At 66.2% G+C, this 22843-nt stretch carries 21 protein-coding genes and 1 pseudogene; 12 read left to right on the top strand and 10 right to left on the bottom strand.

What is annotated here, in order from left to right:
- A pseudogene (locus tag G579_RS0110400) lies at positions 1 to 299 on the bottom strand (ISL3 family transposase); the annotation flags it as partial.
- Between the two features lie 493 nt (positions 300 to 792).
- Here G579_RS0110400 and G579_RS0110395 point away from each other — a divergent pair.
- The 12 genes from G579_RS0110395 to G579_RS0110340 all read left to right on the top strand — a co-directional run bounded on the left by G579_RS0110395 (position 793) and on the right by G579_RS0110340 (position 13405).
- Positions 793 to 1368: an ANTAR domain-containing response regulator gene (locus G579_RS0110395; RefSeq protein WP_028990134.1), complete on the top strand. Its 576-nt coding sequence runs from the start codon at positions 793 to 795 to the stop codon at positions 1366 to 1368.
- A gap of 123 nt (positions 1369 to 1491) precedes the next feature.
- Complete coding sequence (locus tag G579_RS0110390; RefSeq protein WP_028990133.1) at positions 1492 to 2697, top strand: nitrate/nitrite transporter; 1206 nt, start codon at positions 1492 to 1494, stop codon at positions 2695 to 2697.
- A gap of 234 nt (positions 2698 to 2931) precedes the next feature.
- Complete coding sequence (locus tag G579_RS0110385; RefSeq protein ID WP_028990132.1) at positions 2932 to 3885, top strand: PDC sensor domain-containing protein; 954 nt, start codon at positions 2932 to 2934, stop codon at positions 3883 to 3885.
- A gap of 220 nt (positions 3886 to 4105) precedes the next feature.
- Entirely contained in the window at positions 4106 to 6538 is a 2433-nt protein-coding gene (nirB, locus tag G579_RS0110380) for a nitrite reductase large subunit NirB (protein WP_028990131.1), read from the top strand.
- A gap of 20 nt (positions 6539 to 6558) precedes the next feature.
- On the top strand, positions 6559 to 6900 hold the full coding sequence (nirD, locus tag G579_RS0110375) for a nitrite reductase small subunit NirD (protein ID WP_230973835.1): 342 nt from the start codon (positions 6559 to 6561) through the stop codon (positions 6898 to 6900).
- Positions 6901 to 6923: 23 nt separating this feature from the next.
- On the top strand, positions 6924 to 9719 hold the full coding sequence (locus G579_RS0110370) for a nitrate reductase (RefSeq protein ID WP_028990129.1): 2796 nt from the start codon (positions 6924 to 6926) through the stop codon (positions 9717 to 9719).
- Complete coding sequence (gene ybiB, locus G579_RS0110365; protein ID WP_028990128.1) at positions 9716 to 10744, top strand: DNA-binding protein YbiB; 1029 nt, start codon at positions 9716 to 9718, stop codon at positions 10742 to 10744. The genes G579_RS0110370 and ybiB overlap by 4 nt, the downstream gene beginning before the upstream one ends.
- Positions 10744 to 11520, top strand: a complete 777-nt coding sequence (gene cobA, locus G579_RS0110360) for a uroporphyrinogen-III C-methyltransferase (protein WP_028990127.1) — start codon at positions 10744 to 10746, stop codon at positions 11518 to 11520. The genes ybiB and cobA overlap by 1 nt, the downstream gene beginning before the upstream one ends.
- A gap of 44 nt (positions 11521 to 11564) precedes the next feature.
- On the top strand, positions 11565 to 12137 hold the full coding sequence (locus tag G579_RS17030; protein WP_211218715.1) for an HAD family hydrolase: 573 nt from the start codon (positions 11565 to 11567) through the stop codon (positions 12135 to 12137).
- Positions 12059 to 12325, top strand: coding sequence for an HAD hydrolase-like protein (locus G579_RS19355; protein WP_028990126.1), 267 nt, complete (start codon positions 12059 to 12061; stop codon positions 12323 to 12325). Before G579_RS17030 ends, G579_RS19355 begins: the two co-directional genes overlap by 79 nt.
- Positions 12318 to 13046 (top strand): type 1 glutamine amidotransferase, encoded by a 729-nt coding sequence (locus G579_RS0110345; protein WP_028990125.1) that lies wholly within the window; start codon positions 12318 to 12320, stop codon positions 13044 to 13046. The genes G579_RS19355 and G579_RS0110345 overlap by 8 nt, the downstream gene beginning before the upstream one ends.
- Positions 13043 to 13405 (top strand): sirohydrochlorin chelatase, encoded by a 363-nt coding sequence (locus G579_RS0110340; RefSeq protein WP_028990124.1) that lies wholly within the window; start codon positions 13043 to 13045, stop codon positions 13403 to 13405. Before G579_RS0110345 ends, G579_RS0110340 begins: the two co-directional genes overlap by 4 nt.
- A gap of 194 nt (positions 13406 to 13599) precedes the next feature.
- On the opposite strand, the gene glmS is transcribed toward G579_RS0110340, so the two are convergent.
- The 9 genes from glmS to atpE form a co-directional block, all read right to left on the bottom strand.
- Positions 13600 to 15408 (bottom strand): glutamine--fructose-6-phosphate transaminase (isomerizing), encoded by a 1809-nt coding sequence (glmS, locus tag G579_RS0110335; protein WP_028990123.1) that lies wholly within the window; start codon positions 15406 to 15408, stop codon positions 13600 to 13602.
- Positions 15409 to 15673: 265 nt separating this feature from the next.
- Positions 15674 to 17062 (bottom strand): bifunctional UDP-N-acetylglucosamine diphosphorylase/glucosamine-1-phosphate N-acetyltransferase GlmU, encoded by a 1389-nt coding sequence (glmU, locus tag G579_RS0110330; protein ID WP_028990122.1) that lies wholly within the window; start codon positions 17060 to 17062, stop codon positions 15674 to 15676.
- A gap of 70 nt (positions 17063 to 17132) precedes the next feature.
- Entirely contained in the window at positions 17133 to 17558 is a 426-nt protein-coding gene (locus G579_RS0110325) for a F0F1 ATP synthase subunit epsilon (protein ID WP_028990121.1), read from the bottom strand.
- A 9-nt stretch (positions 17559 to 17567) separates the two neighbouring features.
- On the bottom strand, positions 17568 to 18980 hold the full coding sequence (gene atpD, locus G579_RS0110320) for a F0F1 ATP synthase subunit beta (protein WP_028990120.1): 1413 nt from the start codon (positions 18978 to 18980) through the stop codon (positions 17568 to 17570).
- A 35-nt stretch (positions 18981 to 19015) separates the two neighbouring features.
- Positions 19016 to 19876, bottom strand: coding sequence for a F0F1 ATP synthase subunit gamma (atpG, locus tag G579_RS0110315; RefSeq protein ID WP_028990119.1), 861 nt, complete (start codon positions 19874 to 19876; stop codon positions 19016 to 19018).
- Positions 19877 to 19887: 11 nt separating this feature from the next.
- Positions 19888 to 21432, bottom strand: a complete 1545-nt coding sequence (gene atpA / locus G579_RS0110310; RefSeq protein WP_028990118.1) for a F0F1 ATP synthase subunit alpha — start codon at positions 21430 to 21432, stop codon at positions 19888 to 19890.
- Between the two features lie 14 nt (positions 21433 to 21446).
- The gene (locus G579_RS0110305) at positions 21447 to 21983 is read right to left on the bottom strand and encodes a F0F1 ATP synthase subunit delta (protein ID WP_028990117.1); all 537 of its coding nucleotides are present in this window, start codon (positions 21981 to 21983) and stop codon (positions 21447 to 21449) included.
- A 12-nt stretch (positions 21984 to 21995) separates the two neighbouring features.
- The gene (locus G579_RS0110300; RefSeq protein WP_028990116.1) at positions 21996 to 22466 is read right to left on the bottom strand and encodes a F0F1 ATP synthase subunit B; all 471 of its coding nucleotides are present in this window, start codon (positions 22464 to 22466) and stop codon (positions 21996 to 21998) included.
- A 74-nt stretch (positions 22467 to 22540) separates the two neighbouring features.
- Entirely contained in the window at positions 22541 to 22807 is a 267-nt protein-coding gene (gene atpE, locus G579_RS0110295) for a F0F1 ATP synthase subunit C (RefSeq protein WP_028990115.1), read from the bottom strand.
- Positions 22808 to 22843: the final 36 nt, after the last annotated feature.

The raw sequence follows: 22843 nt of genomic DNA, 5'->3' as shown, positions 1-22843 counted from the left end.
CCCGAGAGCTTGCCGGCCCACGGCGGATCGACCTGGCGGACGCTGCCATCGGGCAGCTTTACCCGGGGGACACGCACTTCCAGGAAGCACTCGTGCTGGAAGAAGTTCAGGTGCCGGTAACGCTTGGCGACGGTGTCGTGAACCGGATGCTGGCCCTCCACGCCAGCCAGCGCGAAGCGGCTGCCGGCGATGAAGTCCACCCGGATGGTGAGCGTCTTGGCCGCCAAATCGAAGTCCGCGCCCGTCACCTGCCACGGCGGAGAGACCCCCAAGGCAGCCTCAAACAGCTTGTCAGTCATACCCGATCCCGTACCTGCTCAGGTCCAGCTTACCCACTCGAAATTGAAAAGAGGCTTAAATAAAGATATAGCACAAGCGGCCGCCCTTTTCCGGGTCACCCAACCCTCTCCCCTTCCGTGTCGATCGCCCACGGATACCCCGACAGGCGCAGGCCAATGCAAGAGCGGCCACACGGCTCGTACCGCGTGACAATCTGGGACCCTCAGCGTTCCCGAACCGGGCGTCATGCCCGGCGAACTCCGGGCCAGAACGGCTGCACAGCCCGTGAAGCCATGTACTCCGCCACACCCGCTGCTCCAGGTTCTTCAAAACACGGGGGTATGTGGACTTCTCTGAGGCATGTACGCTGCCCCATGCTGGTGCGCCCAGCCCGCCGACGCCCTGAGCATCCCATTTTACGCACCTTGCCGGTGCACGCACCCTTTAGCCGCTTGCAAAAACAGACTGGCCCGCTCCTTGCTACAGGAGACCGACAACTGTAAGGGAGCTTGGGTGAATCGCATTCTCATCATTGACGACGCGCGTGAACGAGCGGCTGGGCTCAAGGCCAGTCTGGATCTGGCGGGCTACGAGGTCATGGATGTGCTCACCTGGGTGGACATCGATGCCGTGCGGCTGCAACGTCTGCACCCGGATGTCGTTATCGTCGATGGCAATGCCCCGGGTCGCGCCATGCTGGAGCAAATCAGCGCCATGTCCGCGGCGCTGGAGCTGCCGGTGGTGGTGCTGGGCGGCCAGGATGACCAAGACAGCATCCGCGAGGCCATGCGCGCCGGGGTGAGCGCCTATGTCAGCCATGCCATCCAGGCGGAGGATCTGGCGCCGATCCTGCGCGTGGCCACGGCGCGCTTCGCCGAGTACAAGCGCCTGCGCGACGAGCTCAAAGAAGCGAAGAATCAACTCGCCGAACGCAAAACCATCGATCGCGCCAAGGGCATCCTGATGCAGGAGTACGGTTTCAGCGAGTCCGAGGCCTATCAGCGCATGCGCAGGATGGCCATGGATCGCGGCAAGCGACTGGTGGAGGTGGCGGAGCTTGTCATCCTCGCCCAGGAATTGAAAAACTGAATTTCGAGCGGCAGGTCAGGACGGCCTGCCGCAGGCGGCCTGCGCAATGGTGTGCGGGCACACAGGCAATGACGCCAATCCGACAAGCGCGGATTGGCGTTTTTTTGTTCGGGAGAAAGGACCATGAACCGCGAATTTTTCAAGGCAGGACACGCACCGACGCTGTTTTCCGCTTTTTTGTATTTTGACCTGAGCTTCATGGTCTGGGTGCTGCTCGGGCCCCTGGCGGTGCAGATCGCCGGGGACCTCGGCCTGAGCCCCGCGCAAAAGGGCTTCATGGTGGCCACGCCGGTGTTGGCCGGCGCACTGCTGCGGGTGGTACTGGGTCTGATGGTGGACCACATCGGCCCCAAGCGTACCGGCCAGCTCGGGCAACTGGTGGTGATTGCGGCATTGCTCGCGGCCTTGGGCCTGGGCGTGCACACCTTCAGCCAGGTGCTGGCCCTGGGAGTCATGCTCGGCGTGGCCGGGGCGAGCTTTGCCGTGGCCCTGCCCCTGGCCTCGCGCTGGTATCCGCCGCAGTACCAGGGTACGGCCCTGGGCATCGCCGGGGCGGGCAATTCGGGCACGGTGCTGGCCAGCCTGTTCGCGCCGGGCTTGGCCAAAGCTTTCGGCTGGAATGCCGTGTTCGGGCTGGCGGCCATCCCCTTGATCATCACCTTGCTGGTGTTCAGCCTCCTCGCTCAAGACAGCCCCAACAAGCCCGCGCCGCAACGCCTGGGGCGGTATCTCTCGGTGCTCAGGGACACGGACGCCTGGTGGTTCATGCTCTTTTACAGCGTGACTTTCGGCGGCTTCGTAGGGCTTGCATCCAGCTTGGTCATCTACTTCAACGACCAGTACGGGCTGGACCCGGTGACGGCCGGCTATTTCACCGCCGCTTGCGTTTTCGCCGGTTCCCTGGTGCGGCCCGTGGGTGGCGCGCTGGCCGATCGCATCGGCGGCGTGCGTACCCTGAGCTTCGTGTACATCATCGCGGGATTGATGCTGGCCCTGGTCAGCATCGGCCTGCCCAGCCGCTGGCTGGCGCTGGCGGCTTTCGTGGTCGCCATGTTGGCGCTCGGCATGGGCAACGGTTCGGTATTCCAGCTGGTGCCGCAGCGCTTCGAACGCGAGATCGGCGTGATGACGGGCCTGGTGGGCATGGCCGGCGGCGTGGGCGGCTTTTACTTGGCTTCCAGTCTAGGCCTGTCCAAACAGTGGACCGGCACTTACCAGGCCGGTTTTCTGGTGTTCGCCGTCCTGGCCGCGGTGGCCCTGATCGGCTTGTCCGCGATCAAGCAGCGCTGGCGCACCACCTGGGGCGCGGTGACAGTCGCCCGGGTTTGACAGCCTGGAGGTGCCAGGCATCGCCAAGCAGCTCCTGAGCGGGGTCGACGCCCTGCATCGACCGGAATTGCTGCGCCGGGACTCCAACCCGAAAATCCGCTGCTGAGCGACGGCGGGCACCTGCGTGTTGGAGATGTGCGGGCCACTTTCATACATCGACGGGCACGGAACCAAACGCCTCGGGCGCGTTCCCTGAAAGGGGTTTTCCATTTTCATCCGGAGGCGCTATGCATTATGAATTCCTTTGAACGCTATTACGAGGTCCGACCGGATCTCTCGGCCTTCCTGGTGGCTCTGCTGGAAGGCGTCGGGCGACCCGAACTTTTTGCTGACGACGCCGTGCTTGAACGCACGCTGAAATGCCTGATCCACAAGTACCCCTTCTTCGATCTGTGCTACGCCCTCGACGGCGAGGGCCGGCAGATCTGCGACAATGTGGTCAATCCCCGACACGGCAAGCGGCTCAACACCGCGGGCAAGGGTACGGACCGCAGTTATCGTGGCTACTTCCGGCATTTGCCGGACAATGGCGGCACCCTGACCGCCCCCTACCTGTCCTCGGCCACCGGCGAAATCTGCCTTACCGCCGCTGTGCCGGTACGCGACCGGGACAACCATCTCCTGGGCATCCTGGTGGCGGACGTGGATTTCAAGCGGGCGCTCGCACTGTTGGAAGGTGATCAAGGCCGGCGGCGGGCTGAGCCGCTCTTCAAGGCCGTGTACGCTACCATTTTTCTCGGCCTGTTCATCATCAGCCTGAGTCTGGGATACCACGGTTTCATGACGCTCGGCCTGCTCTGGAGCAACAACAGCATGGTCACAAGCTACGTGGCCCCTTTTCAGGCCACGATTCTCCTGACTTTGGCCCTGGCCATCTTCGATTTGGCCAAGACCATCTTCGAAGAAGAGGTGCTGATCCACAAGGATGTACATCGCCACAGCACCACACGGCGCACCTTGACCCGCTTCATTGCCGCCATCCTGATCGCCATCTCCATCGAAGCGTTGATGCTGGTCTTCAAGTTCGCCATCGACAAGCCGGATCACCTGCACGAAGCGGCTTGGCTGATCTTCGCTGTCGTCGGATTGCTGCTCGGCCTGGGTGTCTACGTCTATCTGGGCGCGCGCGCGGAAATCATGCTGCTGCACCAACGTGACTCCCTGCGTCGCAGGAATCGGCAGGATTGAGCGAAAGCTGCACCAAGTTTGCGCAACTGCACCCAAATAAGGCGAATCGGCGGGCCGGAACTCCCTGTTTCGGCCCTTTCTTTTGGCATGAGGATTGCAAAACCCTTGGCAACCGGACCATACCCCAACCCAACGGCGGGCGGGTAAGCCGAATGAACTCGACAAAGGCGTCGCGCTGATTGCTCCAATCGGCCGGCGCCTTTTTATTCTGGAGAGGATCATGGCAAGCAAAGCGAAACTGGTGCTCATCGGCAACGGCATGGCCGGCATCCGCACCCTGGAAGAACTGCTGAAGATGGCGCCCGGGGCTTTCGAGATCACCGTCTTCGGTGCCGAGCCCCATCCCAACTACAACCGCATCCTGCTCTCGCCGGTGCTCTCTGGCGAGATGCGGCTGGAGGATACCATTCTCAACGACTGGGACTGGTATCACGACCATGGCATCAACCTGCAGGCGGGCAGAAAAATCGTACAGATCGACCGGGCACGGCGCCGCGTGATCGCCGCCGATGGCATCGAGGCTGCCTATGACCGTCTCCTGATCGCGACCGGCTCCAATCCTTTCCTGCTGCCCATTCCGGGTCGGGACCTGCCGGGTGTGGTGGCCTACCGCGATATCTCGGATGTGGAGCAGATGCTCGCGGCGTCGGCGAAGGGCGGACGCGCGGTGGTGATCGGCGGCGGCCTCTTGGGCCTGGAAGCGGCCAATGGCCTGCTCAGTCGCGGCATGGACGTGAGTGTGGTGCATCTGCATCCCTGGCTCATGGAGCGCCAGCTGGATCAAGTCGGCGGCGCGCTGCTGCAAAAAGCCCTGGCGCAGCGCGGCATGCGCTTTTACCTGCCCAAACAGACCGAGGCGGTGCTGGGGGAGACGCATGTCACCGGCCTGCGTTTCCGGGATGGCGAGGAAATCCCGGCGGATCTGGTGGTCATGGCGGTGGGCATCCGGCCCAACATCGAGCTGGCCAAGGCCGCCGGCATCCACTGCGAGCGCGGCATTGTCGTCAACGACACCATGCAGACCTACGATCCCAGGATCTACGCCGTGGGCGAGTGCGTGCAGCACCGCGGCCAAACCTACGGCCTGGTGGCCCCGCTCTTCGAGCAGGCCAAGGTGGCGGCCAATCACCTCGCCGCATACGGGCGCATGCGCTACGAGGGATCGATCACCAGCACCAAGCTCAAGGTGACGGGCATCGATCTCTTCTCCGCCGGCGACTTCACGGGCGGCCCGGAAGTCGAGGAAATCACTCTGCTCGATGGCACCTACGGCGTCTATAAAAAGGTGGTCCTCAAAGACAACAAGGTAGTCGGCAGCGTGCTCTATGGCGACACCAGCATCGGCCCCTGGCTGTTTCAGTTGCTGCGCGAAAATCATGATATCGGTGAAATTCGTGCTCATCTGTTGTTCGGCGAGACCCATCTGGGCGATGCCGGCCATGCCGGGCACGATCAGGCGGCGAGCCTGCCCGACAGTGCCGAGATCTGCGGCTGCAACGGGGTGTGCAAGGGTACGATCGTGCAGGCTATCCGCGAACAGGGTCTCTTTACCCTCGAAGAAGTCCGCCAGCAGACCAAGGCCAGCTCCTCCTGCGGTTCCTGCACCGGACTGGTGGAGCAGCTGCTGGCCTCCACACTCGGTGGCGTCTACGACCAGTCGCCGAAGAAAAAACCGCTGTGCGGCTGCACCGACTTGACCCACGACGAGGTGCGCGAGGCCATTGTGGCGGAGAAGCTGCTGTCGGCGCGCCAAGTCTTCGAATATCTCAACTGGAATCATCCCGGCGGCTGCGCCACCTGCCGCCCGGCGGTCAACTATTACGTACGCACCGCCTGGCCCGCCGAGGGATTGGACGACCCGCAGATGCACTTCATCAACGAGCGCGCCCACGCCAACATCCAGAAGGACGGCACCTATTCCGTGGTCCCGCGCATCTACGGCGGCGTGACCAGTCCCGCCGAGCTCAGGCGCATCGCCGAGGTGGCCGAACGGTTCCAGGTGCCGATGGTGAAATTCACCGGCGGCCAACGCCTGGATCTGCTGGGCGTCAAAAAGGAAGACCTGCCCGCCATCTGGGCGACACTCGGCATGCCCTCGGGCCACGCCTACGGCAAGTCGCTGCGTACGGTCAAGACCTGCGTCGGCACCGAGTTCTGTCGCTTCGGCACCCAGGACAGCACGCGCATGGGCATCGAACTCGAACGCGCCCTGGAGGGCATGTGGGCGCCGCACAAGGTCAAGCTCGCCGCCTCGGGCTGCCCGCGCAACTGTGCCGAGAGCACGGTGAAGGACGTCGGGGTGATCGGCGTGGACTCGGGCTGGGAGATCTATATCGGCGGCAACGGCGGCATGAAGGTTCGGGCCGCGGATCTGCTGTGCAAGGTGAAGACCAACGCCGAGGCCATCGAGATCACCAAGGCCTTTCTGCAGCTCTATCGGCAGGAGGCACACTACCTGGAGCGTACCGCCCCCTGGGTGGAGCGGGTCGGCCTCGAGCACATCAAGGTGCGGGTGGTGGATGATCCCACCAACCGTCGGCGGCTGGCCGAGGCACTGGATTTTGCCTTGGCTCAGGAACGGGACCCCTGGGCCGCGGCGATCGAGGGCCACCTGGACGTGCATGCCGAGCCGCTGGCGCGCGTGGCGCCGTAACGGAACAGGAGGAGCACGCCATGACGGCAACACCGAATGACTGCATGAATTGGATGGAAATCGGCGTCCTGGCGGAAATTCCGCCGCTGGGCGGGCGCTACGTGGAGACCCCGCGGGGCCAGATCGCGCTGCTGCGCAACGAGGCCGACGAACTCTTCGCGGTGGAAAACCGCTGCCCGCATCGCGGCGGGCCACTGTCGGAGGGCTATGTATCCGGCCGGATCGTCTTCTGCCCGCTGCACAACTGGCAGATCGATTTGAGCAAGGGCGAGGCCCTGCCGCCCGATGTGGGTTGCGTCAAGACCTATCCGGTGAAGGTGGAGGCTGGGCGGATCTTCCTGTCGCTGGACGCCAAGAGTTGAGCGGATTCCGGAGAGGCAAAACGATGAACGCGGCGCCGCAATCCACGATCCCGCAGGAAACCAAATCGATCTGTCCCTACTGCGGCACCGGCTGCGGGGTGATCATCCAGCACGACGGCCGGCGCATCCTCGGCGTGCGCGGCGATCCCGACCACCCGGCCAACTTCGGCCGGCTCTGCACCAAGGGCCGCACCCTGCACCAGACCGTGCACGCGCCCGACCGCGCGACCCGGCCCCTGCGGCGTGACCGCCAAGGCAAGGAACGGCCGCTGCATTGGGACGCAGCCCTCGGGCTGGCGGCCAAGCGCTTTGCTGAGATCATGCGCGCGCATGGCCCGCGGGCCGTGGCCTTCTATGTCTCGGGCCAGCTCAGCACCGAGGACTACTACGTGGTCAACAAGCTCGCCAAGGGCCTGATCGGCACCAATCACATCGACACCAACTCGCGCCTGTGCATGGCGTCGGCGGTGGCCGGCTACAAGGCCAGCCTCGGCATGGACAGCGTGCCGGCCTGCTACGAGGACATCGCGCACGCCGATTGCATTTTCATCATCGGCGCCAACCCGGCCTACGCCCATCCCGTCATGTTCCGCCGCATCGAGGACGCCAAAGTCCAAAACCCCGATCTCAGGATCATCGTCGCTGATCCGCGGAAAACAGCCACCACGAGCATCGCCGACCTCCATCTGCCCCTGAAGCCGGGCACCGACGTCGCCCTGCTGCATGGCCTGTTGCATATCCTCGTCTGGGACGATCTGATCGACCGCGACTTCATTCGGACCCATACCGAGGGCTGGGCGGCGCTCAAGCAGCGAGTGCAGGAATACACCCCGAAGCAGGTCGCGGAGCTGTGCGAACTGCCCGAGGCCCTGATCCGCGAAGCGGCCCTGTGCTTTGGGCGCGCGCGCGCGGCGCTGTCGCTCTGGTGCCAGGGCCTCAACCAGTCTGCCCACGGCACGGACAAGAACACCGCGCTCATCAACCTGCATCTGGCCACCGGCCAGATCGGCCGTCCCGGCGCCGGCCCCTTCAGCCTCACCGGCCAGCCCAACGCCATGGGCGGGCGCGAGGTCGGCGGCATGCCGAACCTGCTGCCGGGCCATCGCGAAATCACCAATCCCGAGCACCGCGCCGAGATCGCCCGCCTGTGGGGCATCGAGGCCATCCATCCCGAGCCGGGCCTGACCGCCGTGCCACTCTTCGAGGCCATCGAGCGCGGCGAGATCAAAGCGGTGTGGATCGCCTGCACCAATCCGGTGGTGAGCCTGCCGGATCAGCAGCAGGTGGTCCGCGCGCTTCAGGCCGCCGAGTTCGTGGTGGTGCAGGACGCCTACCATCCGACCGAGACCGGCGAATATGCCGATCTGATCCTGCCCGCCGCGAGCTGGGGCGAGCGCGAGGCCATCGTCACCAACTCCGAGCGGCGCATCAGCCATCTGCGTCAAGCCGTGCCGCCGCCCGGCCAGGCGCGGCCGGATTGGCAGATCTTCCGCGATTTTGCATTGGCGCTCGGAAAGGCCTTGGACGCAGCCGGGGGCGAGCCTGCTCGCGAAGCGCGCGGCCAAGACTTGGATCCAGCTCGCGAGCAAGCTCGCTCCCACGCTGAGCTCGCTCAGCGGCTGTTCGAATTTCCGGATGCCGAAAGCGTCTTCCAGGAGTACCGCGAGACCACGCGCGGGCGCGATCTCGACATCAGCGGCCTGAGCCTGGCGCTGCTCGATCGCGAGGGACCGCAGCAATGGCCCTTTCCCGCGGGCGCGACACGCGGCCAGGCGCGCCTTTACACGGACGGCATCTTTCCCACCCCTTCGGGCCGGGCACGCTTTCTCGCGCCGGATTATGCCCCGGTAGCCGAGGAGATCGACGCCCGCTATCCCCTGCGTCTCACGACCGGGCGGCTGCGCGACCAGTGGCACACCCTGTCGCGCTCGGGGCAGGTAGCGAGCCTCTTCCGGCACGTCCCGGAACCCCTGCTCGATATCCATCCATCGGATGCCGGCCGCCTGCCCGAGGGCAGCCTCGCCCGGATAACGAGCCGGCGCGGCAGCGTGGTCGTCCGGATTCGGCACAGCACGCTTCAGCAGCCCGGCACGGTGTTTCTGCCCATGCACTTTGGCAGCCGCTTCGCCCCAAGCGGCATGGCCAACGTCCTGACCCTGCCGGCCCTCGATCCGGTATCCAAGCAGCCCGAGCTCAAGCATGCGGCGGTGCGCGTGGAACCGGCGGTCTTTGCCTGGACCGGCGCGCTGCTGTGCCGGCTGGACGAACCGGCCCGCCTGCGTCGCTTGCAGCAGCTCGCCAGGGCCCTTCCCTTCGCCACCCTGAGCCGCCTTGCTGATGATGAGGCTGATCCGGCACTGCTGCTGCGCCTGGCCGACGATGCCCTGCCCGATGGCAGCCTGCTGGCCGCCCTGGATGCCGCGGCCGGGCTCGACCACCCGGAAAGCCTCGACTATCAGGACCCGCGTCGCGGGGTGTTCAAGCGCGTGCTGCTGGAAGGGGGCCGCCTGAAAGGCGCGCGCCTGATCGGCGAGGACGCTACGCTCGACTGGCTGCAATCGCTGATGCGCTCGGGTGAGGACGTGCGCCGCTTCCGGCACCTGCTTTTCGCCCCGCAGGTGCCGCAAAACTGGCGGGGTGCGCCCGGGGGCCGCGCCGTATGCAACTGCCTGGGCATCTCGGAAGACGTCATCCTGCGGGCCATCGCCGCGGGCGCGAACACGCTCGAGGCGGTGGGCAAGGCCTGCGGCGCCGGCACCCAGTGCGGTTCCTGCCGGCCAGAAATCAGCCAACTGCTGCAGATGCGGGTGGCCTCATGAGGACCTGGACGCAAATGCTTGGCGATGTGGCGCGTGGCGCCAATGCCGCCCGCGACCTGCCGTTTGAAGAAGCCGAAGCCCTCTTTGCCGCCTGGCTGGCGGACGAACTGCCGGCACTGGAGCAGGGCGCGCTGTGGACCGCTTACCGCATCAAAGGTGAAAGCACGGACGAACTGCTGGGCTTTGTCGCGGCCCTGGAGGCCAGCGCGCCCGCTCTGCCCCGGCCCGGAAGCGCTGCCCTGCCCGTGCTGCTGCCCGCCTACAACGGCGCCCGGCGCGCTGCCAACCTCCTGCCTCTGCTGGCCTTGGTCCTGGCCCGCGCGGGCGCGCCGGTGCTGCTGCACGGCAGCTATGGCGGCATCAGCGATCCCGCTGCCGCGCGGCTTACCGATCACAGCCCAGCCGGGCGCCTGAGCGCCGGCACCATCCTGACGGCCCTGGGCCACGCACCGTCCGAGAGCCGCGGCGACATTTCCGAGCAACTCGAAAGCCGAGGCTTGGCCTATGCACCGATCGATGCACTGTATCCCGGCCTTGCGCGCATGCTGGCCCTGCGTCAGCGCCTCGGGGTGCGCTCCAGCGCTCATACCGTGGCCAAGCTCTTCAACCCTTTCGCCGGCCCGGCCTTGCAGGTGGCGGCCGTCACCCATCCGCCCTATCTGAACCGGCTGAAAGCCGTATTCGAGGCCAGCAGGCGCAACGCACTCCTGTTTCGCGGCACGGAGGGCGAACCGGTGGCCCATCCCCAACGTCGTCCGGCGCTGATCGCCGTGCGCGCCGGGCGCGCCGAGCTGCTCTTCGACAAGGACAGCGCGCCGCTGAAAGCACTGTCCGCCCTGCCCGCCGACGCCAGCCTCGGCGCCACCTGCCGTTTTACCGAAGCGGTACTGGCCGGCCGCCTGCCCCTGCCCGTGCCGCTGGCGGATCAGGCCGCCGCCATCCTTTGTCTGAGCGGTCGGGCTTCCAGTCCGCAGGCCGCCTACTCGCTGTTGCCGGCGGCACCCGTCGCCCAAGGAGTTTCGTGATGCACGCAGGCACGGTTTCTCTCATCGGTGCCGGACCCGGCGATCCCGAACTCCTGACCCTGAAGGCCCTGCGCCGGATCCAGGCAGCCGACATCATCTTTTACGATGCCCTGGTGAACCCGGAAATTCTGGCCCACGCGCGGCCCGGCGTTCGGCTGGTGGATGTCGGCAAACGCGGCGGCCAGGCTTCCACGCCGCAGATCTCGATCCAGGCGCAACTCGTCCGCGCGGCAAGTCAGGGTTTGGCGGTGGTGCGGCTCAAAGGCGGGGACCCCTTCATCTTCGGGCGCGGCGGCGAGGAGTGCATGGCCCTGCGCGCCGCCGGCATCACCTTCGAGGTGGTGCCGGGCATCACCAGCGGCATGGCGGCGGCCGCCTATGCCGGCGTGCCGCTGACTTACCGCGGCCTGAGCCAATCGGTGGCCTTCGTCACCGGCCACGAGGCGCCGAACGCGCCCAAAGTCGATTGGGGCAGGATGGCCCAAGGCGCCGATACTCTGGTCATTTACATGGGGGTAAGCCACTTGCCTGAAATCGTCGCCGGGCTCATCATGGGAGGGCGTGCACCGGACACTCCGGCCATGGCCGTGCAGTGGGGCAGCACTCGTGCCCAGCGTCAGGTGAGCGCCACGCTGGCCGATCTGCCCGAGGCCCTGGGCGCCGCCGGGCTGGGCAGCCCCGCCATTCTCGTGGTCGGCGCGGTCACGGCGCTCGCCGACCACTTGGCTTGGTTCGATCCGGACGCGATCCCGGCGGCCATGCAGGCCCAAGCCTGAAGCCCGGCACCGGCCCATGGAGAGTCATGAGGATCATACGGCACGTGCTCATCGATCTGGCAGGCGTGCTCTATAGTGGCGCTCAGCCACTCCCGGGTGCGCGGGAAGCTCTGGCGCGTCTCCAGGCGGCGGGCCTGTCCTGCCGCTTTCTCACCGACACCACGCGTAGCACCCGCGCTCAAGTCGCAGCGCAGCTACAGCAGATGGGTTTCGCGATTGCCGAGAACACCATTGCCAGTGCCCCGCTTGCCACGCGCGCGCGGCTGCTGGCCGGCAGTCTGCGGCCCATGCTGCTGGTGCATCCCCATCTCCTGCCCGAGTTCGACGGCATTCCAAAGGAAAAACCCAATACCGTGGTGGTCGGCGATGCCGGCGGCAGCTTCAGCTATGGGCGGCTGAACAGTGCCTTTCGCCTGCTGCTGCAGGGCGCACCCCTGCTCGCCATGGGGCGCAACCGCTATTTTCAGGATGTGGATGGCCTCTCCCTCGACCAGGGACCCTTCGCGCCCTGGAGGAGGCCGCCGGGGTCGAGGCCGAGGTGCTCGGCAAGCCCGCCAAGGCTTTTTTCGACAGCGTGCTCGGGCAGCTGCACGCCGAGCCGACACAAGCCATCATGATCGGCGATGATCTCGTGGCCGATATTCAAGGCGCGCAGGAGGCCGGCATTTCCGCCATCCTGGTACGCACCGGCAAGTTCCGTCCGGCCGATGCCGAAGATCCGCGTATCCGGCCCGCTCAAATCGCCGACGACTTCGCCACGGCGGTCGACTGGCTTCTGACTCAGAGGGAAAGTACCGGTGTCTGAAATTCTGATCCTGCAACATGCCGAGCATGAAAGTCCGGGCTTTTTCGGTGAGCTGCTGCGCGAACACGATCTGCCCTTTCGCATTCTGCGGCTGGATCTCGGCGAAGCGTTGCCGACCGACCTGGATGGCATCCGCGCCCTGGTCATGATGGGCGGACCGATGAGCGTCAACGATGAACAGGCGTATCCTTGGCTCGCGCCGGAAATGGCGTTGATCCGCCAAGCGGTGGCGGCCGGCCTGCCCACGCTCGGCCATTGCCTCGGCGGCCAGCTCATCAGCAAGGCCTTGGGCGGCACGGTGGGTCCGAATCCGGTCAAGGAAATCGGCTGGCATGCAGTGGAACGGACCCCGGCCGGCGCCGACAGCCCCTTTCTACGGGAGCTGCCCCGGCGCTTCGAACTGTTTCACTGGCATGGCGAGGCCTTCAGTCTGCCCCCTGGCGCCGTGCATCTGTTGCGTAACGAAAACTGCGAACGCCAGGCCTTCAGCATCGGCGAGCACGTGCTTGCTTTCCAATGCCACCCCGAAATCACGGCTGAGATGGTGCGCGACTGGTGCGGCGAAATGGCAGCGGACCTCGCCAGTCGCGACCCCGCCGTGCAGAGCCCGGCGACCATGCAGCAGGACCTGGAGACCCGCGCCGGCCATCTGCATGAGATCGCCCGCCGGCTCTATGCTCCCTGGCTGGCACGGGCACGGCAAGGCCGGATTGCGCCATGACCGCCGCCCGTGCCCACATCCTGCTCGCCCACGGCTCGCGCGACCCGCGCTGGTGCGCCAGCTTCGAACGCCTTGCCGAGGCGTTGCGCCAGCGAAGCCCGGGGCGCCGGATCTGGCTGGCCTATCTCGAACTCGCCACGCCGACTCTGCTCGATTGCCTTGGCGAGGCGGCTGCCCGCGGCCTTTGCGATGTCCGCGTGACGCCACTCTTCCTGGCCGTGGGCGAGCATCTGGCACGCGACATTCCGATGCGCTTGGCCGAGGCCGAAAGCGCCTTTCCCGATCTCCGCATCCGCCTGGACCCAGCTTTGGGCGAACACGCCGCCGTGCGGGCAGCGATACTCGCTTCCCTGGATTAGTGTCGCCAGATTTCAACAGGCCGTTCAACCGGCGGTTTCCGGGCGAGCAACGTTCTCGACGCCGCGGCACACTTGGTGGAACCACCGGATGCACGATCATCAGCATGCCACAAGCATGTGGCGCAAAGCTCGAAACGTGCTCGACTCCCAAGCCGGGGAGCAGTTACTCGAAGACTTGAGCCTCAGCGGCCGGCCTACTCCACCGTCACGCTCTTGGCCAGGTTGCGCGGCCGGTCCACGTCGGTGCCCTTCAGCACCGCCACGTGATAGGACAGCAGCTGCAAGGGAACAATATAGAGCATGGGCGAGATAAAGGCATGGCAGGGCGGCATGCTGTGAACGCGGATGCCGTCTCCGTCCACCGCCCCCTCCTCGCCGAAGACGATGAGCTGGCCGCCGCGCGCGCGCACCTCCTCCAGGTTGGAGCGCAGCTTCTCCAAGAGGGCGTCGTTGGGGGCCACGGCGATGACCGGCATCTCCTCGTTCACCAGCGCCAGGGGCCCGTGCTTGAGTTCGCCGGCGGGATAGCCCTCGGCGTGGATGTAGCTGATTTCCTTCAGCTTCAGCGCCCCTTCCAGGGCGATGGGGTAATGAATGCCGCGCCCCAGGAAGAGGGCATGCTGCTTGTCGGCGAAGAGGGCGGACAGGGCCTCGATGGCCTGGTCGGCGGCCAGGATCTGCTCCACCTGCGCCGGCAGGCTGCGCAACGCCTGGCGCAGCTCCGGGCGCGGGCCCTGCCGCTCGGCCAGGGCCAGCACCAGCAGGGCCAGGGCCACCAGCTGGGTGGTGAAGGCCTTGGTGCTGGCCACGCCGATCTCCGGGCCGGCATGGGTCAGCAGGCTGGCATCGGCGCTGCGCACCAGGCTGCTTTCATCCACGTTGCAGATGGCCAGGATCCCGGCAAAACCGCGTTCCCGGGCATCATGGACGGCAGCCAGGGTATCGGCGGTCTCGCCGCTCTGCGAGATGGCGATGACCAGCTCTCCCGGCAGAGGCTGCGTCGTCCGGTAGCGGAACTCGCTCGCGACCTCGACCCGGCACGGCAGGCCGGCCATGGCCTCGAACCAGTAGGCGGCGGTCAGGCCGGCGTGGTAGCTGGTGCCGCAGGCCAGAATGCGGATGGCGCGGGCCGCCTGCAGCAGATCCAGCACCTCCCGGCCCAGCGCCAGCGGCGCGCCGTCCAGCGGCAGGCGCTCGTGCAGGGTGCGGCTGATGGCCACCGGCTGCTCGAAGATCTCCTTCTGCATGAAATGGCGGTATTCGCCGCGGTCCACGCTGCTGGCGTCCAGCTGGCTGATGCGCATGGGCCGGTGTACGGGCTCGCCGTCGCGGGTGAAGATCTCGTGCCGGTCCGCCTGAATGTCGAGGAGATCGCCGTTGTGCAGGTCCACCAACTGGCTGGTGACCGGGATCAGGGCGGAGGGATCGGAAGCGACGAAGCGCTCGCCGACGCCGACGCCGAGCAGCAGCGGGCTGCCCTGGCGGGCGGCCAGCAGGCGCCCGGGCGCCTCGCGGTCCAGCACGGCCAGGGCGTAGGCCCCTTCCAGATGGTTGACCGCCGTGCGGAAGGCCTCCCACAGGGACAGGCCCTGGCGCAAGCCGCGCTCGATCAGGTGCGGGATCACCTCGGTGTCGGTCTGCGACTCGAAGACCACCCCCTCGCCTTCCAGCATCTCGCGCAGCTGCTTGTGGTTTTCGATGATGCCGTTGTGCACCACGGCGATGCGCGCCGCGGCCAGGTGCGGGTGGGCGTTGCGCTCGCTCGGCACGCCGTGGGTGGCCCAGCGGGTATGCGCGATGCCGGTGTGGCCGGCCAGGTCCGCCTCCAGCACCGCCTCCTCCAGCACCGCCACCTTGCCCAGGCGGCGCAGGCGCGTGAGCCCCTGCCCGTCCAGCACGGCCAGGCCGGCCGAGTCATAGCCGCGGTACTCCAGCCGGTGCAGGCCCTCGATCAGGATGGGAACGACGTTACGCTTGGCGACCGCGCCGATGATGCCGCACATGTGTTTTCCTCGATGCCGGTGACGAACGATTTGCGATGGGTGCCGGGCATTTCAAATACCCACCGCGCAGCAAAGCCACATCCCGCCTCTGCCTCTCACATCTTCCCTGAACAGCGCATCGCGAGCAAGCTCGCTCCTACGCCCCGTGCCGGCCGACATCGGCGCGGATCCAGCTATGTTGTAGGAGCGAGCTTGCTCGCGATTGCGCCAAGGCCGACGCAGCGCAGCATGGAACCCCTTCCCCGCTCGCTGAGCCACGCGGGCCTCAGTTGTCGCCCAGGGCTTTCTTCTTCGGGCGCTGCCATCCCGTGCGCGTGCGCTGCGGCACGCGGCTCAGGGTGAGCTCGCCCGCCGGGGCTTCGCGGGTGATGGTGCTGCCGGCGCCGATGGTGGCGCCGCGGCCGACGCGCACCGGCGCCACCAATTGAGTGTCCGAGCCGATGAAGGCGTCGTCCTCGATGATGGTTTTGTGCTTGTTGGCGCCGTCGTAGTTGCAGGTGATGGTGCCGGCGCCGATGTTCACCCCGGCGCCGATCTCGGCATCGCCGATGTAGCTCAGGTGGTTGGCCTTGCTGCCCTGGCCGATGCGGCTCGCCTTGACCTCCACGAAGTTGCCCACGTGCACCCCGCTATCGAGCGCGGTGCCAGGGCGGACGCGGGCGAAGGGGCCGACGCGGGCACCGTCGCCGATCCGCGCCTCCTCGACCACCGAGTAGGGCAGCACCTGCACGTTCTCGCCGATCTCCACGTCGCGCAGCAGCACGCCCATGCCGATCACGCTGCCGGCGCCGATGCGCACCCGGCCCTCCAGAATCACGTTGGGCTCCAGGCGCACGTCCGGGGCGATCTCCACCTCGCCGCGGATGTCCACCCGCGCCGGATCGGCGATCAGCACGCCGTCGAGCATCAGGGCCTGGGCCCGGCGGCGCTGATACTCGCGCTCCAGCTCCGCCAGCTGCGCCTTATTGTTGACGCCGGCCACCTCCAGGGGATCGGCCACCATGTAGGCGGCGATGCCGAGGCCCTCCCGGCGCGCCAACGCCACCACGTCGGTCAGATAGTACTCGCCTTGGGCATTGTCGTTCTCCAGCCGTGCCAGCCAGTCGCCCAAGCGGGCCGCCGGCAGCACCATGATGCCCGTGTTCACCTCGCGGATGGCGCGGATCTCGGCATCGGCGTCCTTTTCCTCGACGATGCGCTCCACGCTGTCCTGGGCATCGCGCACGATGCGGCCGTAGCCGCTCGGCTCCGCCAGCACCACGGTCATGAGCCCCAGCGAACCCGCCGGTACCGCGTCCAGAAAGGCCCGCAGGGTCTCCGGACGCAGCAGCGGCACGTCGCCGTAGAGCACCAGGACCCGGCCGTCGGGCGCGCAGTGTGGCGCGGCCATCTGCACCGCATGGCCGGTGCCCAGCTGGCGGTCCTGCAGCACCCAGTGGATGGCGGGATCGGCGATGGCCGCGCGCACCTGCTCGCCACCGTGGCCGTAGACCACGTGGATGGCGCTGGGCTGCAAGGCCCGGGCGCTATTCAGGACGTGCTGCAGCAGCGGCTGGCCGGCGATGCGATGCAGCACCTTGGGCAGCTGCGAGCGCATGCGGGTCCCTTGGCCGGCGGCCAGGACGACGATCTGGACGGGGGATTCTTCGTGCATGGACTGACCTCGAAACAAAAACGGGCTCCTGTGAGGGAGCCCGGAATCTCATCGGCAACGCATCGGCGGCCTACTTCAGCAGGCCGCGTTCCCGCATCTTGGTGATGGTGCGCAGGCGCGCGATCTGCTCGAGCAGATCGGCCTGGGCCCTGGCGTAGTCGATGTCGCTGGTGTTGCCGGCCATGCGCTCCTCGGCCAGCCGCTTGGCTTCCAGCGCCTTGGCCTCGTCAAGATCCGTCGCCCGCTCCGCCGTGTCCGACAGGATGGTGACCAGATGCGGCTGCACCTCGACGATGCCGCCGTTGACGAAGAGATACTCCGTGTCTTCGCCGTTCTTGACCCGCACCTCGCCCGGCCGCAGCCGGGACAGGAGCGGCGCGTGGCGGGGCAGCACGCCGATTTCGCCCATCTCCGCCGGCACGACCACCATCTCGGCCGTGCCCTCGAAAATGCTCCGCTCCGCGCTGACGACTTCCACCCGGATAGTCATGGCCATAGCTACTCCTTATGCCGCGCCCTGGATCTTCTTGGCCTTCTCGACCGCCTCGTCGATGGTGCCGACCATGTAGAAGGCCTGCTCGGGCAGGTGGTCGTACTCGCCGGCGACGATGCCCTTGAAGCCGCGGATGGTCTCCTTCAGGGACACGAACTTGCCGGGCGAGCCGGTGAAGACTTCGGCCACGAAGAAGGGCTGCGACAGGAAGCGCTGGATCTTGCGGGCGCGGGCCACGGTCAGCTTGTCGTCCTCGGACAGCTCGTCCATGCCCAGGATGGCGATGATGTCCTGCAGCTCCTTGTAGCGCTGCAGCACCTTCTGCACGCTGCGGGCCACGTCGTAGTGCTCCTGGCCGACCACCAGCGGATCCAGCTGACGGCTGTTGGAATCCAGCGGATCCACGGCCGGGTAGATGCCCAGCTCGGCGATCTGGCGGCTCAACACCACGGTGGCGTCCAAGTGGGCGAAGGTGGTCGCCGGGGACGGATCGGTCAAGTCGTCGGCGGGCACGTACACCGCCTGGATGGAGGTGATGGAGCCGGTCTTGGTGGAGGTGATGCGCTCCTGCAGCTGGCCCATTTCCTCGGCCAGGGTCGGCTGGTAGCCCACGGCGGACGGCATGCGGCCCAGCAGCGCGGACACTTCGGTGCCGGCCAGGGTGTAGCGGTAAATGTTGTCGATGAAGAGCAGCACGTCGCGGCCTTCGTCGCGGAAGAACTCGGCCATGGTCAGGCCGGTCAGCGCCACGCGCAGACGGTTGCCGGGCGGCTCGTTCATCTGGCCGTAGACCAGGGCCACCTTGTCCAGCACGTTGGAGTCCTTCATCTCGTGGTAGAAGTCGTTGCCCTCGCGGGTACGCTCGCCCACGCCGGCGAACACGGAGTAGCCGCTGTGCTCGATGGCGATGTTGCGGATCAGCTCCATCATGTTCACGGTCTTGCCCACGCCGGCGCCGCCGAAGAGGCCCACCTTGCCGCCCTTGGCGAAGGGGCAGATCAGGTCGATCACCTTGATGCCGGTTTCCAGCAGCTCGGTGCTGGCGGCCAGTTCGTCATAGGCCGGCGCCTTGCGGTGAATGGAGGCGCGCTGCTCGGTCTGCACCGGGCCGGCTTCGTCCACCGGATCACCCAGCACGTCCATGATGCGGCCCAGGGTGCCCTTGCCGACCGGCACGGAGATGGGGGCGCCGGTGTTGGTCACCTCAAGGCCGCGCTTCATGCCCTCGGTCGGGCCCATGGCAATGGCGCGCACCACGCCATCACCCAACTGCTGCTGCACTTCCAGGGTCAGGCCACTCTCGTTGATCTTCAGGGCGTCCATCACATTCGGCACGTTCTCGCGCGGGAAAGCCACGTCGATAACCGGACCAATGATCTGAACGATGTGTCCCGACTTGCTTGCGGTGTTTACGGCTTCGTTCATGGGGTCATCCTCATTACTATCTTAAATCGGCAGGCCTAGACGGCGGCGGCGCCGGCGCTGATCTCGGAAATTTCCTGGGTAATGGCAGCCTGGCGGGCCTTGTTGTAGACCAGTTGCAACTCCCCGATCAGCTTCTTGGCATTGTCCGAGGCGCTCTTCATGGCCACCATGCGGGCGCTCTGCTCGCTGGCCGCGTGCTCGGTCATCCCCTGGAACACCACCGACTCCACGTAGCGGGTCAGCAGGGTTTCCAGCACGGGCCGCGGATCGGGCTCGTACAGGTAGTCCCAGGGCGCGCTGCGCTCCGGCATGCTCTCCGCCTGGATGGGCAGCAGCTGCTCCACCGTGGCGCGCTGGCTCATGGTGTTGATGAACTTGGCGTAGATCAGGTAGAGCCGGTCGATGCGGCCTTCCGCATAGGCGTCCAGCATGACCTTGACCGGCCCGATGAGCTGGGACAGGTGCGGGGCGTCGCCCACGCCGTTCAGCTCGGCCACCAGGCGCCCGCCGACGCGGCGGAAGAAGCCCAGGCCCTTGTTGCCGATCACCGCCAGATCCACCTCGACCCCGGCGTCGTTCAACTGCCGGATCTCGGTCACCGCCGCCTTCAGCACGTTGGTGTTCAAGGCACCGGCCAAACCCTTGTCGGAGGTGATGATGATGAAGCCGGCCCGCTTGACTTCCCGCTCTTCCATGAAGGGATGCCGGTACTCGGGGTGGGCTGCCGCCAGGTGACCGATCACCTGGCGGATCTTCTCCGCGTAGGGACGGGCCGCGCGCATGCGTTCCTGCGCGCGGCGCATCTTGCTGGCGGCCACCATTTCCATTGCCCGCGTGATCTTCTGCGTATTCTTGATGCTTCGGATCTGATTGCGGATTTCCTTGCTTCCGGCCACGGCAATCCCCCTTAGTAGGCGCTGCTCGCCTTGAAGTTCTTGATCGCGGCTTCCAGCTTGCTCTTGATGTCGTCGGTGAGATCCTTCTTCTCGTTGATCTCGCTCATCAGAGCCGCCTGGCTGGACTTCATGTAGCCCTGCAGGGCCTTCTCGAAATCGCGGATCTTGCTCACTTCCACGTCATCCAGCGCGCCGCTGTTGGCGGCGAAGAGCGACACGGCCATTTCCGCCACGCTCATCGGCGCGTACTGGTCCTGCTTCAGCAGTTCGGTCACGCGCTTGCCGCGCTCGATCTGCTTGCGGGTCGCCTCGTCCAGATCGGAGGCGAACTGCGCGAAGGCAGCCAGCTCGCGGTACTGGGCCAGGTCGAGACGGATGCCGCCACCGAGCTTCTTGATGATCTTGGTCTGGGCGGCGCCACCCACGCGCGACACGGACAGGCCGGCGTTGATGGCCGGACGGATGCCGGCGTTGAAGAGGTCCGTTTCCAGATAGATCTGGCCGTCGGTGATGGAAATCACGTTGGTGGGCACGAAGGCGGACACGTCGCCGGCCTGGGTTTCGATGATGGGCAGCGCGGTCAGCGAGCCGGTCTTGCCCTTCACTTCGCCGTTGGTCAAGCGCTCCACGTACTCGGCGTTCACGCGCGCGGCGCGCTCCAGCAGGCGCGAGTGCAGGTAGAACACGTCGCCGGGGTACGCTTCGCGGCCCGGGGGACGGCGCAGCAGCAGGGAGATCTGGCGGTAGGCCCAGGCCTGCTTGGTGAGGTCGTCATAGACGATCAGGGCGTCCTGGCCGCGGTCGCGGAAGTACTCGCCCATGCTGCAGCCGGAGTAGGCCGCCAGGTACTGCAGGGCGGCGGATTCGGAGGCGCTGGCGTTCACCACGATGGTGTGCTCCATGGCGCCGTGCTCCTCGAGCTTGCGCACCACGTTGGCCACCGAGGAGGCCTTCTGGCCGATGGCCACATAGACGCAGATAACGCCCGTGCCCTTCTGGTTGATGATGGCGTCCACGGCCACCGCGGTCTTGCCGGTCTGGCGGTCGCCGATGATCAGCTCACGCTGGCCGCGGCCGACCGGCACCATGGCGTCGATGGCCTTCACGCCGGTCTGCAGCGGCTGGTCCACGCTCTTGCGGGAGATCACGCCGGGCGCGATCTTCTCCAGCGGCGAGCTGTAGGGGGTGTTGATGGGGCCCTTGCCGTCGATGGGCTGGCCCAAGGCGTTGACCACGCGGCCGACCAGGGCTTCGCCGACCGGCACTTCCATGACCTTGCCGGTGGTCTTGACCGGGTCGCCCTCGTTGACGCCGCTGTAGTCGCCCAGCACCACGGCGCCGACGTTGTCGCGCTCCAGGTTCAGGGCCAGGGCGTAGAGGCCGCCGGGCAGCTCGAGCATTTCGCCCTGCATGACGTCGCTCAGGCCATGGACACGAATGATGCCGTCGTTCAGGCTGATGACGGTGCCCTGGGTACGGGCTTCGGTCTTGGCCTCGAAGGAGGCGATGCGAGCCCGAATGAGTTCACTGATTTCCGAAGGGTTCAATTGCTGCATTGCGCTTCCCTCAATTAGCTGCGTAAGGTGTTGCCCAGCTGTTCGAGCTGGCCGCGGACGGAGCCGTCGATCACCAGATCGCCGGCGCGGATGATCATGCCGCCGATCAGGTCGGGTTCGACCCGCGTCTCCAGAATCACTTCACGCCCGAAGCGGCGCTTCAGTGCGCTTTTGACATTGCCCAGCTGGGATTCGTTCAGGGCTACGGCGCTGCTCACCACCGCCTCGATCTGGCCTTCCAGACCACGCTTGCGGGCCTCGAAGAGCGCCTGGATCTCGGGCATCAGCTCCAGACGGTCGTTTTCCAGGAGCAGGGCCAGGAAGTTCTGCATCTGCGGATTCAGCAGGTCCTTGGCCAAATCGCGCAGGAAGCCGAGCTTGGCCCCCTTGTCGATCTCCGGGTTGGACAGCAGCACCTGTGCCTCCTGGTCGCGCACCACGGCGGCCAGAAAACGCAGCGCTTTATCCCAAGACTCCATCTGCCCCGCCTCGCTGGCATATTGAAACGCCGCGTCGGCGTACGGGCGCGCCAGGGTGGTCAATTCTGCCATGACAGCCCCCTGTTAGAGTTGCGCCACCATGCGCTCCAGCAGCTGCGCATGGGCTTTTTCGTCGATTTCCTTGGCGAGAATGCGTTCCGCACCTTCCACGGCCAGCTGCGCCACCTTGGCGCGCAGCTCGGTCTTGGCGCGATTCACTTCCTGCTCGACCTCGGCGCGGGCGGCAGCAATGATCTGCTCAGCCTCCTGCCGGGCAACGCCCTTCGCTTCCTCGCGAATCTCGTTGCTGCGCTTCTCGGCGGCGGCAACGATCTCGGCGGCACGCTGCTTGGCATCGTGCAGCAGTTCCGCGGCACGCTTCTCCGCAAGGTTCTGCTCGTTCTTGCCGCGCTCCGCCGCTTCCAGGCCCTCGGCAATCTTGCGGCGGCGCTCCGCCATCACGGCGCTCAGGGGTCCGTAGAGGTACTTGCGCAGCAGGATGACCAGCAGGATGAAGGTGATCATCTGGCCGATCAAGCTGATATTAATGTTCATTCCTGGCTCCCAGTTTCTTAGCGGCAAGCCGGCGCCCCGGGCGCCGGCCTGTCATCGGTCACACGCTTGGCTGTTTAGCCAGTGATGCCGGCCAGGAAGGGGTTGGCGAACACGAACCACATGGCCAACGCCAGCACGATGAAGGGGAAGGATTCCATCAGACCGGCGAAAATGAAGGTGTTGGTCATGAGCTGGGCGCGCATTTCGGGCTGGCGGGTGATGCCTTCGATGGTCTTGGAGGTGATCAGACCCCAACCGAGGGCGGAGCCCAGACCGGCGGCGGCCAGGATCAGGCCGACGGCGATGGCGGTGGCGGCGATAATGGTGACTTGTCCTTCCATGAGAGTCTCCTTCGTAGCTAAGTCAAATCAAGGGTG

Source organism: Thermithiobacillus tepidarius DSM 3134 (genome assembly GCF_000423825.1).
GTDB classification, from domain to species: Bacteria; Pseudomonadota; Gammaproteobacteria; order Acidithiobacillales; family Thermithiobacillaceae; genus Thermithiobacillus; species Thermithiobacillus tepidarius.
Note: the sequence above shows the minus strand (reverse complement) of the source record. Positions and strands in the feature narration are given on the sequence as shown.

Coding starts and splice junctions, on each gene's coding strand:
- atpD (WP_028990120.1), bottom strand. CDS start 18,980: ATGAACGAAGCCGTAAACACCGCAAGCAAGTCGGGACACATCGTTCAG.
- G579_RS0110370 (WP_028990129.1), top strand. CDS start 6,924: ATGAACGCGGCGCCGCAATCCACGATCCCGCAGGAAACCAAATCGATC.
- nirD (WP_230973835.1), top strand. CDS start 6,559: ATGACGGCAACACCGAATGACTGCATGAATTGGATGGAAATCGGCGTC.
- cobA (WP_028990127.1), top strand. CDS start 10,744: ATGCACGCAGGCACGGTTTCTCTCATCGGTGCCGGACCCGGCGATCCC.
- atpE (WP_028990115.1), bottom strand. CDS start 22,807: ATGGAAGGACAAGTCACCATTATCGCCGCCACCGCCATCGCCGTCGGC.
- G579_RS0110385 (WP_028990132.1), top strand. CDS start 2,932: ATGAATTCCTTTGAACGCTATTACGAGGTCCGACCGGATCTCTCGGCC.
- atpA (WP_028990118.1), bottom strand. CDS start 21,432: ATGCAGCAATTGAACCCTTCGGAAATCAGTGAACTCATTCGGGCTCGC.
- G579_RS0110305 (WP_028990117.1), bottom strand. CDS start 21,983: ATGGCAGAATTGACCACCCTGGCGCGCCCGTACGCCGACGCGGCGTTT.
- G579_RS0110340 (WP_028990124.1), top strand. CDS start 13,043: ATGACCGCCGCCCGTGCCCACATCCTGCTCGCCCACGGCTCGCGCGAC.
- G579_RS0110390 (WP_028990133.1), top strand. CDS start 1,492: ATGAACCGCGAATTTTTCAAGGCAGGACACGCACCGACGCTGTTTTCC.
- G579_RS0110300 (WP_028990116.1), bottom strand. CDS start 22,466: ATGAACATTAATATCAGCTTGATCGGCCAGATGATCACCTTCATCCTG.
- nirB (WP_028990131.1), top strand. CDS start 4,106: ATGGCAAGCAAAGCGAAACTGGTGCTCATCGGCAACGGCATGGCCGGC.
- G579_RS0110325 (WP_028990121.1), bottom strand. CDS start 17,558: ATGGCCATGACTATCCGGGTGGAAGTCGTCAGCGCGGAGCGGAGCATT.
- glmS (WP_028990123.1), bottom strand. CDS start 15,408: ATGTGCGGCATCATCGGCGCGGTCGCCAAGCGTAACGTCGTTCCCATC.
- glmU (WP_028990122.1), bottom strand. CDS start 17,062: ATGCACGAAGAATCCCCCGTCCAGATCGTCGTCCTGGCCGCCGGCCAA.
- ybiB (WP_028990128.1), top strand. CDS start 9,716: ATGAGGACCTGGACGCAAATGCTTGGCGATGTGGCGCGTGGCGCCAAT.